This window comes from Streptomyces sp. NPDC101219, assembly GCF_044767675.1.
In the GTDB taxonomy this organism is placed as follows: Bacteria; Actinomycetota; Actinomycetes; order Streptomycetales; family Streptomycetaceae; genus Streptomyces.
Genome location: NZ_JBIWOK010000025.1, coordinates 47,968 through 59,987, shown reverse-complemented (window position 1 = coordinate 59,987; position 12,020 = coordinate 47,968). Strand labels below are relative to the sequence as shown.

Annotated in this window: 10 protein-coding genes; 4 read left to right on the top strand and 6 right to left on the bottom strand. The window is 72.0% G+C overall.

The genetic code is table 11. The annotated features are described in order from the left end of the window. The first annotated feature begins 216 nt into the window (after positions 1-216). Positions 217-720 carry a carboxylesterase family protein gene (locus ACIRPP_RS31205; protein ID WP_403649905.1) on the top strand — a complete coding sequence of 168 codons (504 nt, stop codon included), beginning with the start codon at positions 217-219 and terminating at the stop codon, positions 718-720. A gap of 521 nt (positions 721-1,241) precedes the next feature. On the opposite strand, the gene ACIRPP_RS31200 is transcribed toward ACIRPP_RS31205, so the two are convergent. Next, positions 1,242-2,210, bottom strand: a complete 969-nt coding sequence (locus tag ACIRPP_RS31200) for a zinc-binding dehydrogenase (protein WP_403649902.1) — start codon at positions 2,208-2,210, stop codon at positions 1,242-1,244. Between the two features lie 416 nt (positions 2,211-2,626). Then, entirely contained in the window at positions 2,627-3,232 is a 606-nt protein-coding gene (locus ACIRPP_RS31195; protein ID WP_403649899.1) for a dihydrofolate reductase family protein, read from the bottom strand. A gap of 853 nt (positions 3,233-4,085) precedes the next feature. Here ACIRPP_RS31195 and ACIRPP_RS31190 point away from each other — a divergent pair. After that, on the top strand, positions 4,086-4,745 hold the full coding sequence (locus ACIRPP_RS31190; protein ID WP_403649896.1) for a DUF1326 domain-containing protein: 660 nt from the start codon (positions 4,086-4,088) through the stop codon (positions 4,743-4,745). Between the two features lie 55 nt (positions 4,746-4,800). Here ACIRPP_RS31190 and ACIRPP_RS31185 read toward each other — a convergent pair whose 3' ends face one another. Then, a complete protein-coding gene (locus tag ACIRPP_RS31185; protein ID WP_403649917.1) occupies positions 4,801-5,637 on the bottom strand; it encodes a DUF2182 domain-containing protein in 837 nt (278 codons plus the stop codon). A gap of 174 nt (positions 5,638-5,811) precedes the next feature. Here ACIRPP_RS31185 and ACIRPP_RS31180 point away from each other — a divergent pair, with 174 nt between their 5' ends. Further along, the gene (locus ACIRPP_RS31180; protein WP_403649893.1) at positions 5,812-6,159 is read left to right on the top strand and encodes a VOC family protein; all 348 of its coding nucleotides are present in this window, start codon (positions 5,812-5,814) and stop codon (positions 6,157-6,159) included. 271 nt (positions 6,160-6,430) lie between these two features. On the opposite strand, the gene ACIRPP_RS31175 is transcribed toward ACIRPP_RS31180, so the two are convergent. From ACIRPP_RS31175 to ACIRPP_RS31165, 3 genes are all read right to left on the bottom strand, one after another. Then, on the bottom strand, positions 6,431-7,774 hold the full coding sequence (locus ACIRPP_RS31175) for a cytochrome P450 (protein WP_403649890.1): 1,344 nt from the start codon (positions 7,772-7,774) through the stop codon (positions 6,431-6,433). A 369-nt stretch (positions 7,775-8,143) separates the two neighbouring features. Beyond that, the gene (locus ACIRPP_RS31170) at positions 8,144-8,647 is read right to left on the bottom strand and encodes a hypothetical protein (RefSeq protein WP_403649887.1); all 504 of its coding nucleotides are present in this window, start codon (positions 8,645-8,647) and stop codon (positions 8,144-8,146) included. 190 nt (positions 8,648-8,837) lie between these two features. Continuing rightward, complete coding sequence (locus tag ACIRPP_RS31165) at positions 8,838-10,382, bottom strand: hypothetical protein (protein WP_403649914.1); 1,545 nt, start codon at positions 10,380-10,382, stop codon at positions 8,838-8,840. 161 nt (positions 10,383-10,543) lie between these two features. Here ACIRPP_RS31165 and ACIRPP_RS31160 point away from each other — a divergent pair, with 161 nt between their 5' ends. Continuing rightward, entirely contained in the window at positions 10,544-11,797 is a 1,254-nt protein-coding gene (locus tag ACIRPP_RS31160) for a molybdopterin-dependent oxidoreductase (RefSeq protein WP_403649884.1), read from the top strand. The last annotated feature ends 223 nt before the right edge of the window (positions 11,798-12,020 follow it).

The window sequence follows — 12,020 nt, the reverse complement described above, 5'->3', positions numbered from 1 at the left end:
CGCATCAGCGTCCTGTTCGCCATGCTCCGCGACGGAACCTTCTACGAACCGAGAAGCCCCCTCGCAGCTTGACGAAAGACATAGAGGCACCCCCCCCGAAAGAGCTCACCCGAGCTGCTGACGGGGGGCTGCAGGCGCATTCCGCCGGTCGAACGCAGGCGGTGGGGGTGCCGTCGCCTCCGGTCCGGGGGCTGACCCTCACGCCTCCTCGGGCAGGTGGGCCGCCAGCGTACGAAGGCCCGCCACACCCCCGTCCACTCCTGCGACTTCGCCGAAGCCGAGGCACCGTACTTCCAGAACGTGCCACGGCCGACCAGTTTCCCGCTCGGCACCGGCCGCATGGTCGACCTGACTTTTCTCTTCGACAATGATCTGTTCGAGCCCCTCGATGACACGCAGGCCCGGCTGTCGGACACCGTGGTCGGCTACTGGAGCCGGTTCGCGTCCACCGGACAGGTGAACGGGCATGGCTTGCCCACGTGGAAACGGTTCACCCACCGCTCCCCCTACGTGCAGCGGCTCGCGGCCGGCCGCATCGGTCGCACCGACTTCCGCGGTCCATCACCACTACGCCTTCTGGAAGGCACTCGCCTCTCGTGGTGGGCAGAAGGGTGCCTGAGGGGGGTACGGGACAAGCGCCCCCGCTTGACGCCGATGACGCGGCTCCTGCTGGCATCCGCTGTGGCCGGTCGGCGGCGGATTGATGTGGGTCCAGTGTGATGCGGCGGGACGGGTGATGGCCGGCGAGGCGTGATGCCGGGATCAGGCACCTGTGCGCCCCCGCCGGGCCTCTTCCCGAGGCGGCTGCATGCGCGCACCGTCGAAGGTATGGAGCATGCCGGTGAGGTGTGTGCGGGACGCGGGGACGGCACGGATTGTCCGAACGGGGAGGACGCCGTCATGGACGGGCCGAGGTGTGAGGAGTGCCAGTATCACTGGGACCTCGATCACACCGAGCCAAGCCGCCGTGCGGCCCCGGACGACGGGATGACCCGGCCGACAGGGGAACCGGGCGAGGTCGGGAAGGAAGACGCTGCGTAGGCACGGCTCGTTGTCGTCTCTGCTGGGACAGCCCGCCATGGCGAAGCCGGCAACGGCGTCCGGTGATCGAACGGTGGCGGCCCACCCCTGTCCCAGCACCAGTCGGCGTCAGCGGCTCGGTACGGTCCCACACCACGTGGGTGGTCACTCGTGGGACAGAAACGTCCGGACGGATGGCCAGTCCTTCGCTACGGCACGCATCAACTGCTCATCAGCAGCAACGACTTGCCCACGGTGGTGCGTGCGGCCAGGGAGCGGTGGGCCTCGGCGGCCTGCTCCAGCAGGTAGGTTGCGCCGATCGCCGGGCGCAGGCGCCCTTGCGCGGCGCGTTCCAGCGCCTGGCCCAGCAGCTCCCGGACCGTCTCCTGGTCCGGTGGGCCGTCCATGAGCGGCGTGAACAGGCGTACGCCCCTGCGGGCGGCCGACTCCCTGTCCGGGGCCGCGAAGCCGTCGGCAGTGCCGTAGGTGACGAACCGGCCGCCGTCGGCGAGAGCGTCCACGGTGGCCGTGCCGAGCGCCCCTCCCGCGCCGTCGTAGATGAGCGCGGCACCACCGCCCGTCATCTCGCGCACTTGCCCGATCCAGTCCGCGTGCGTGTAGTCGACGACGGCTTCAGCACCCAGTTCGCGGGCCAGGGCCAGCTTGGAGTCGCTGGAGGCGGCGGCCACCACCCGGGCTCCGGCATCCACGGCCAATTGCACCAGGAGCGTGCCCGCCCCGCCGGCCGCTGCCGACACCAGTACCCACTCCCCCTCCTGCGGCGCGCCCAGCCGGTGCAGATTCAGCGCGGTCACGCCGTCGTGCACGAGGGCAGCCGCCTCCCTGAGAGCCAGCCCGTCGGGGACCGGCATGATCTCTTCCTCATCCGCGAGGACCTGTTCGGCGTACCCGGTGCCGGTCCTTACGGCTACGCGCCGGCCGACCCACGCCTGGTCCACTCCGGTACCGACCGCGACCACCCTGCCCGCCCCGCCGCCGCCCGGTACGTACGGCGGTGTTCGCGGGAAGAAGTCCTGGCCCCAGCCGCTCCGCAGAAGCGTGTCCAGGAAGATGATGTCGGCTGCGGCCATGCCGACGACGACCTGACCGGGGCCGGGCACCGGGTCGGGAAGATCCACCGCAACGAGCATCTCCGGAGCGCCGAACGACGTCACCTGGACCGCACGCATGAGCCACACCCTTTCGCTGAAACTGCGTCCGGTGCCCCACTCTTCGACCTCGAGCCCGGTTCAGGTCAAGTTGGATCCCCGGGGAGTGCCCACACCGCAGCCTGCGGGAAGGAGCAGCGCCGGCCTCATACCACGGGGCATCCAGGTGTGTGGGCAAAGCGCCTCTGGCTACTCCCTCGCCGCAGATGCTCCTGTCCGCACCTCCCGGCCGTGCGCCGGAAGCCCCGCGCAGGCGGGGACCGGGCCGCCCTTCCCCGCGCCGAGAGCGCAGGCGCCCCCGTCCGCGACATCCGGGCGGTCCCGGCGCGAGGTGGAGACCGGCCAGCGTGCCGACGAGGACCGCACCGCCGCCAGGTCGGCCAAGGACCACTCCAGCGCGCCCCTCCGCGCCTGCCCGGTGGGCTGGTATGGCGACGTCATGCCGGGACGCCGAGCGGCGGAGCCTCGAGCACGGTGGGCTTGTACTCGACCAGCTGGATACGACCGTCGAAGGTGCGATGCCCGATCATCTCCAGGGCGACGTCCGGATAGCCGTCGTAGATGCGTTCCGCGCCCGTGGCCCCGGTGATCACCGGGAACATCACGACCCGGAAGCGGTCGACGAGTCCTGTTCGCAGCAGGGACCGGCACAGGCTGAGGCTGCCGATCGTGCTGAGGAGCCCCGAGCCACTTGATTTCATGGCGCGGACCGCCTCGACGGCGTCGTCGCGGACGAGCGTTGCGTTGGCCCACGTCAGCGGCTCCTCGAGTGAGGAGGAGAACACCACCTTGGACGCCTGCGTGAGCTCGTCGACGGACGCCTCCTCCTCGGGCCTGAACTCGTCCTGGCCGCTCGGGACGTTGCCTGCGGCGAAGCCCGACATCAGGCGGTAGGTGTTTGCTCCCATCAGGTACGTGGCCTCGGGCTGCTCGCCGAGCCATGCGAGATATTCCGGGCCCTCCAGGCCCCAGAAACCGGGCCATCCCTCGCCCGATGCGTAGCCGTCGAGGGAGGTGATGAAGTCGACGAGAAGCTCCGACATGGCGGTGTCCTTTCCTGAGGTGTCACGAGTGTCGACCGGCCGGGAGCCACAGACTCATCGGCCGCGCCGTGAAACCGCGCCAGAAACACCCGCCGCTCCAGCCGACCAGGTCAGCGGAGCGGCAGCGCTTCGCAGGCAGGCCTGGAGCCGTAAGCTCCTACTCCCCCCTCGCGGTGCGGCTCTGGCAGGGGCAGAGCCGCCGCGGGCAGGCCTGGAGCCCTGCTCGCGGTGCGGCTCCGGCAGGGGCAGAGCAGCCGCGTCGCGCGGAGCACTGCCTCTTCGAGAGCTTGCCGATGACCGTGACGGACGCGATGATCCGCTGGAAGGGCCCTGAACGCGGCATGTGAGAAGCCCCCGCCTTCAGATGCCCGTGCCTCCGTGCTCGGCACCGTCCGCTCACCGGATCATGACGTCGGACTGACGGCGCGGGGTCCGGTTCGGTTGACGGAGGTATCGGCCGTGATCGTTGACTGGCGGACAGATCGGATCGGAACTGCACTGCGGGGCGAGAATCCATGTTCTGGCGCGCACCCTGTCGGCCCCGGTCGCCGACCGGGCCGGCGGGGCCCGTCAGCGTGCACGACGCGGCCGCCCATCTGGCGCCAACCGACCCACGCCGTCCGCGGCAGGCCGTTGCCGGCTACGGCGAACGCCGGCGCCGCCGCGCGGCCGCCCCGCCTGGGTCGTGTGACCTGCGCGCCGGCCGAATCGCTGGTCGGTGGGGGTTCCCTCGTGGGGTGGCGGGGGTGCAAGCTGGAGGGGAGGCCGCCTCGTCGTGTCGGGCGCGGGCTCGAAGGCGCGCGGTCTCGCCACTCCGAGTGAGCCCTTGGGGGCTCGGCAGGAGGGAAGCGAGATGAGCGATGACGTCACCACCGATACCCGCTGGCATCTGACCGGCGACTGGTTCGACGTGTGCAAGTGCGCCATACCGTGCCCCTGCACGTTCGCCCAGCCCCCGACCTACGGTGACTGCGAGGGCGTGCTGGTCTGGCACATCCGGGAAGGCAGCTTCGGCGACGTGCGGCTCGATGATCTGAACGTGCTGATGCTCGGCTCCTTCACCGGCAATCCCTGGGCCGGTACCCACACCGATCCGTACGCCGCGGTGTTCCTCGACGAACGGGCCGACGAGCAGCAGCGTGCCGCGCTCGGAGCCATTTTCGGCGGTGAGGCGGGCGGGTGGCCGGCGCAGTTCGGGGAGATGTTCCATCCGGAGATGCGCGGCATGGATTTCGCCCCCGTCCACGTCGAGATCGACGAGGACCTCGCCACGTGGCGGGCGGAGGTGCCCGGCCGGGTCACGGCCGCCGCCGAGGCGCTCACCGGCCCGACGACGCCGGACGGCGCGCGGGTGCAAGTGCTCAACGCCCCGGGTGCGGAGGTCGGACCGGGCCAGGTCGCCACCTGGGGGCGGGCCACCAGCGACCGTGCCGACGCGTTCGGCTTCTCCTGGGAACGCTCGGGGAAGTCGAGCAAACACTTCCCGTTCGAGTGGAGCGGCCCCGACGGCTGAGGACGCGGGCGCCGTGTCACACGGTGCCCGTCCGTCTCACCTGTCGTCCGTCACCTCACATGTCGTCCGTCATCGGCATCGTCTCCTGCAGTCCCGGCAGCAGCCAGTCCTGGGACAGCGCGAGCACGGCCAGGACGAGGAACACGACGCCCACGGCCCGGGCGAGCAGCGGACCGCGGGACCACAGTTTCTCGATGAAGATCACCACGGCCAGCCCCGCCATCGCTGCCACGTTCATCACGCCGAGGGGCACCAGGACGACCATCAGGCCCAGGCAGCAACCGACGCAGTAGGCGCCGTGATGCAGGCCTACGCGAAGGTCACGGGCGGGCCGGCGGAACCCGGCGTAGCGCACCAGGTGGCCCATCGGGTCGCGGCAGTGCCGCAGACAGACGTTCTTGAGCGGACCGAGCTGGTAGAGGCCCGCGAGGAGGAAGGCCGCGGCGCCGATCCAGCGCCCTGCGGCCGGGTGGTCCTCCACCAGACTGCCGGTGAGGGCCAGAGCCGCGTAGGCGAGCAGGCCGAAGGCGGTCCACACCAGCAGGTATCCGCCGACGAACTCGGTGGTGCGCGCGGTCCGCGTCCAGCCGGAGGACCGGCGGCCGATCCCACGTACCCAGGTGACGGCGACCGGCGCCATGGACGGCAGCATCATGGCGGCCATCATCGTCACCCACAGCAGCAGGAACAGCGGCAGGGCCGTGCCCATGGTGCCGGGGCCGACCCCCATGTCCCGGGCCTGCCCGATCGTCAGCACCCAGGCGGGCACCGCGATCAGAACGATCAGCAGCCAGGCGGTGGCGAGTTCCCGGGTCGGCAGCAGGCCTCCGCCCGCTCCGGTCGGCGCGGGCGGCCGGGCGGATTCGACGGTGGGGATCCGGCTGTGACGCATCGGCGCGTTCTCCTGCTGCTGCTCCTTCCAGCACAGCACGGATTCCGCGGCGTCGCGACCCCCTGGGCGGGACTGCGGCATTGCTCCGACGGTGCCCGTCCTCACCTTCCTGTCCGATGAGTTTCGATCACGGGAGTGGTCCGTCTGTCGAACGACTGTGAGGAGTGATCCCGGGTGGATCTGTACTGCGTCATGTGCGTGCGGGACCGGAGCAAGGCACTGGAATGGTTCGGGGTGTTCTTCGGGCGTCCGGCGGACGAGATCATCGGCGAGGAGCATCTGTGGCAGGCCGGTGAGAACGCGTGGGTCGTCGTCGACGACCGGGACGCGCACACCGGGCGCGTGGGCGGGGCCAGAATCACGCTCGGTGTGCACGATCTCGACGACATCCTGGCCCGGCTCGCCGCGCACGGGATCGGCCACGAACCGGTCGAGACCTACGGCAACGGCGTGCGTCATGTCGTCGTGACGGATCCGGACGGGAACAGTCTGTCCCTCGCCGAGGCGCCCAGCACAACGTGAGCCGATTCCCGGCGGGCCGTGCGGTGCGTCCGCCGGCCCGCCCAGCACAACGTGAGCCGATTCCCGGCAAGGGCCGTGCGGTGCGTCCGCCGGCCCGACGGCGGCCCGGGCCAGCGGGTCCAGTGCCAGGGCGCGCCCCTCGGCGGTGGCGGAAGGCGGCCACCCGGCCCGGAGGGTGGGTGGCCGCCGCCAGGGGCGGGGACGATGCGGGGACGGTCCGGCTGAGCGCCCCTCTACGCGGGCATCTGGTGCCGGCGGAGCGGTGCGGTGCTCAGCCCTTGAGCCACTTCAGGAACTGGCTCCACCGGCCGGCTCCCTTGGGGTGGCGTTCCGCGTCGGGCTGCGTGGCGCCCGCGTCCGTGGCGGCCGGGTGCGGGGCGTGTGCCCGGGTGGGGGCCGGCAGTGCGGTGAAGCGGGCCGGGAGGGCGGTGAGGCCGCGGGTGAAGGGGCCGGGGCGCCACGTCAGGCTGTGCTCGGGGACGGCGAGGGCGATGTCGGGGATCTTGTTGAGGAGGTTCTCGACGGCGGTCACCGTGATGTGCCGGGCCGGGTCCTTCGAGGGGCAGCCGTGCGGGCCCGCGCTCCACGACAGGTGTGAGCGGTTGCCTCTGCCGGACTGGCGTGCCGCCGTCAGCGCAGGGCTGTTGTTGGCGGCGGCGAAGCTGACCATGACCAGGTCGCCCGCGCGGAGTTCGTGCCCGGCCAGTTCCATGTCCGTGGCCGGGTAGTGCGGGGCGAAGTTGGGCACCGGCGGGTTCTCCCACAGGGTGTCGTCCATCGCCTCGTCGATGAGTCCCCCCTGGTGGGCGTACTCGTCGTGGGTGAGGATGCGGTGCACGGTGTTGCCGATCAGGTTGCGCAGCGGGTCGGCGCCCGCCCCCAGCAGCAGCGCGAGCTGGTGCACCATCTCCTCGTCGGTCAGCCGGGCCTCGTGCTGCATCAGCCACGAGGTGACGTCGTCGCCGGGTTGGCGGCGCTTGAGCGCCACGAGTTCCCCCACGGCGCCGAACAGCACTTCGGCGGCCTTCTCGGCGTTTACGCCGTCGAACATCGCGGAGATGCCGAACAGCACCCGGTCGCCGACCTCCGCCGGGCAGCCGAAGAGTTCGTTGAAGACGAACAGCGGCAGCTGCTTGGCGTAGTCGGCCATCAGGTCGGCCGAACCGCGGGTGGCGAACTGGGAGATGAGGTAGTCCGAGATCTGTTCGGTGCTGCCGGCCAGTCGGCGGCTGTCCACCCGGGCCATGGCGTCGGTGATGGCCTGGCGCAGCCGCAGGTGTTCGGCGCCGTCGCTGAACATGGCGTTGGGGCGGTGGGCGAGCAGCGGGACGACGGGGCTGTCGGGCGCGATCAGCCCTTCGTTGAAGTCCCGCCAGTGGCGCGCGTCCTTGCGGAAGGCGGCGTTGTCCTGGAGCAGGTGCAGGGCCGTGGCGTAGTCGGTGACGAGCGTCGCGTCGACCCCCGGGGCGAGTTCGACGGGCGCGACGGGGCCGTGGTGCCGCAGGTAGGTGTAGTACGCCTGGGGGTCGGCGGCGAAGTCCGGCCCGTACAGGGGTATCCGCCCGTGAGCGGGACATCCGGGCGGGGGCACCGGAGCGGAGGTATTGGCGTCCAAGGGTTGCTGGCTCCTGTGGAGGCGCGGTCCAACGGGAGGACCGGGGGCGGTTGTTCACGGCGACGATGGTGTGCCGAGACGCAGGGTACGGGGTGCCCCTGCCTGGCGTACCTCACGGATGTGTTACTTCGTCAGCCGTCGGACCGCGTCCCGCTCATGCCGTGCTTCCCTTCCGTGTGCCGTTGGACGTACTCGTAGAGGGTCCGCAGGCGGAGGGGTTCCCACCGCTGCGAGGCGTTCGTTGTCACTGGGGGACTGCCGCTGATCGGGCGATTCCCGCCGCCCCGGCCGGAGGCACCGGTCCGGGTCCGTGGCCCGGCCCCGTACGGCCCGGGGGCTGGGTGAGACCGGGCCCCCGGGCCGGGCGGGTCAGATGCCCATGGAGGCCATCTCGATCGCCGAGCGGTAGTTCGCCGCCGTGGCGACGACGCACACGCGGTAGGTCCGGTTCTCCTTGACCACCAGGAAGTAGTCCCGGATCTGCTTCCAGTACTGGCGCAGGTAGCTCGGTCCGGGGAGGAACGCCGGCGGGCGCGGCACCAGTGCGAACGCCTCCGAGCACGTGAGGATCTCGCCCGTCGCGGTCGAGAGGACCGCCTCGACCTCGCTGTTCATGTTCCAGCCCGCCGCGAGCTGCGGCGTCCAGATGGCACCCGCTATCTCCCGCAGCCGCTGCTGCTCCTCGGGCGTGGGGTCGGCCTCGGCGGCGGCCGGTGCGGCACGCTCCACCGCCGCGCGTTCGACGGCGGCCGGCTGCGCCTGCGCGGCCCCGGCGCCGGCGACACCGGCCAGCAGTCCGGCGGCTGCCGTGACGGCGACGGTGGTCAGCGCGGCACGGGTGCGTAATGAGCCTCTGCGTCCGATCGTGGTCATCGTGTGTCCTCCCCTGTGTCGCATCCGCCCCGGTCGGGCGGACCGCGGGCACGCTCGCACGCGGGTCGCGGACGGTCAACGGCGCCGGATCGGTCACGACCGGAAAGGGACGGCCGCAGTACGGACGGACTCTCCGGGCCGCGTCGGCCGACAGCCCGGAGGCTGCCATCGGCAGCGCGGCCGGACGCCGTCACCAGCCCGTGAACAGCAGGTGGTTGATGAGCAGGGCGAGCAGGGCCTGGGCGCCGAGCCAGGCGCGGGTGGAGAAGGCCCGGGTCCGGCCCGGAGCTGGGCGGGGTTCGGGCAGGGTGAGGAAGGCGCAGGCCGGGAGGAGCCACAGGGTGAAGGGGAGCCAAATGCGTTCCGTTTCCGCCTTGCTCATACCGGACAGGTCGGCGATCAGCAGGGCGAGGAGCGCCGCGGTCACGATCACTGCGAGGCGGACATCGGCCGACGCATCCGCACGGCGGGGGCGGGAGCCGGCCGACGCATCCGCACGGCGGGGGCGGGAGCCGGCCGACGCATCCGCACGGCGCGGGCGGGAGCCGGCCGACGCATCCGCACGGCGCGGGCGGGAGCCGGCCGACGAATCCGCGGTGCGGCAGCCCTTACCGGTGTCGTCGCGGTCGCGGTGCCGGCGTCGGAGGAGGACCGTGCCGGTGCGGCGCAGGCCCGCCACCGTTGCCGGGCCCACGGCGAGGGCCGTGCAGGCGAGGTTGGCCCATACCCAGTAGCCGTAGGGACGGATGCCGCCGGCGCCCTGGTGGTAGCGGGTGACGAGCAGGTGGTAGGCCTCCCACCAGTTGAACCCGGCGAGCGTGAACGCCGCCGGGATCACGGCCAGGCCGGCGAGCAGGGGAAGGAGCAGGGCGGGGCGCTCGCGGATGCCGTGGCGGCCGAGCATCAGGACGGCGGCCGCGATCAGGGCGACGAGGGTGAGGCCGTAGGAGAGGAAGCAGGTCAGGCCGAACAGCAGTCCGGACGCTCCCGCCCACCACGGGGACCGTCGGGTGACGGCCAGGGCGAGCAGCGCCACCGCCCACGCCGCGACGGCCGCGAAGTAGGCGTCGGCCGAGGTGCCCATCCAGACGGCGGCCGGGGCGAGGGCGAGGAAGGGGGCCGCCCTGCGCGCGAGGCTCTCGTCCGTGAGGGCGCGGACGGTGACCAGGACGGCGGCGCAGGCCGTCGCACCGACGGTGATGCACCACAGGCCGGCCCAGGCCCCGCCCCCCAGGCCGATGCGGTCGAGGAGGACGAAGGTGAGGGTGGCGCCGGGCGGGTGGCCGGCGACGTGGGCGGGCCAGTTGTCGGGGGCGTCGAGCAGGATGTGCTGCGTGAAGCCTTGCAGGGCGGCCGGGATGTCGTGGAAGCGGTCGACGGCCCGGAGGTACTCGTGGCGGGTGGTGAGCCGGCCGGCGATGCCCCGGTGCCAGCCGTCGATCAGGGCGAGGGAGAAGGACCACGCCAGGGCCGCCCCCCACGTGGCCGGAAGGAGGGCCCGCCAGGAGAGGCGGGCGGCCAGGGTGGGGCCGTACGCCACGGTGGCGAGGGCCACCAGGACGGCGGCCGGGGTGCCGGGGCCGAGGTGGGGGTGCCAGGACGCCAGCAGCGGGGGCCAGTGGACGAACAGGGTCCGGCTGGTCCGCTGGATGTGGTGGCCGGCCAGCGCGGCCGCCGTCACGAGCAGCACGGCGGCGCCGACGGCGTACAGGTCACGGCGCGCGCTGCGGGACAGTCCCGAGCGCCCGGCGGCGGGCTCGGTGAGGGGCGGGGTGCGGATCACGTCGGAACGCTAGGCCGCGCGGCCCGTCACGGGGCGCCGTCCGGGCCCGGTGTCAGCGTTTCGTCATGAGTCGCGCACCCCTTCGCGGGGCGGACGCGGTCTACGGTCGGGACATGCGCGACCCCGACGCCCCGCGGCTCCCCTCCTCGCCCGGTTTCTGGCGCAGTCCTCTGCGCGGCCCCTGGTTCACGTCCGTGCTGGGCCTCGTCCTGCTCGTCGGCATCACGGTGCTGTTCGTGACGGGCCTGGCCTCGTACGCCGCCTACAACCCCGATCTGTCGCCGGTGAACGACAAGACGCCGGACAAGGGGCTCCTCGGCTTCTACCTCTTCGCCTGGCCGACGGACCCGCACTGGCTGTACCGGCTCAATCAGGGGGTGCACGTCACCCTGGGCATCGTCCTGATTCCCGTGCTGCTCGCCAAGCTGTGGTCCGTGGTGCCGAGGCTGTTCGCGCTGCCGCCGGCCCGCTCGCTGGCGCATGCCCTGGAGCGGATCTCGCTGCTGCTCCTGGTGGGCGGTGCGCTGTTCGAGTTCGTGACGGGCGTGCTCAACGTCCAGCTCGAGTACGTGTTTTCCGGCTCGTTCTATCCGCTGCACTTCTACGGGGCATGGGTGTTCTTCGCCGCGTTCGTCGTCCATGTGCTGCTGAAGCTGCCTGCGGCGTTGCGCGGGGTGCGGGGGATGCGTGAGGAGCGGGGGATGTGCGAGGAGGGGGTCACGCTGGTGTCTCCGCGACCCGCCGAGCCGACGGTGTCCCGGCGGGGTGCCCTGTGGTTCGTCGGGGGCGGGTCACTGCTGCTGTTCGCCACCACGGTGGGGCAGAACTCCGACGGTCTGCGGCGTACCGCACTCCTCGCGCCGCACGGCGGTGGTGATCCGGGCAGCGGCCCGAACGGGTTCCAGATCAACAAGACGGCCGCGTACGCGGGGATCGACGCGGCGGAGACGGGCGCGGACGTGTGGCGGCTCGTCGTGACGGGGCGCACCGGCACCGTCCGCCTCAGCCGGGACGATGTGCTGCAACTGCCGTTGCACAGTGCGGCGTTGCCCATCGCGTGTGTGGAGGGGTGGTCGACGTCGGACCAGTGGTGGCGGGGTGTGCGGCTGCGTGATCTCGCGGCGCTCGTCGGGTACGACGACGACCCGCCGGACGTGTTCGTCGAGTCCCTGCAGCGCCGTGGCGCCTTCCGGAGGGCGGCCCTGCGCTCCAACCAGGTGGCGGACCCGCGTTCCCTGCTCGCCCTGTACGTCAACGGCGAGGAGCTGTCCGCCGACCACGGACATCCGGCGCGGGTCATCGTGCCCGCCGCGCCCGGTGTGCTCAACACCAAGTGGGTGGCCCGCCTGACGTTCGGAGACCTGTGATGCTGCGCCGGTTTTCCCGCATTCCGGTCGGCAGCCCGGTGCAGATCGTGCTGCTCGCCTGTTCGTTCGCGCTCGCCGGGTACGCGGGTGTGCGGCTGCTCGCGGACGACTGGTGGGGCGTGGCGTTGTGGTTCGTCGGGGTGGCGTTGCTGCACGACCTGGTGCTGCTGCCCTTCTACGCGGCCGTGGACCGGGCGCTCGTCCGGGGGGTGGGTGCGATCCG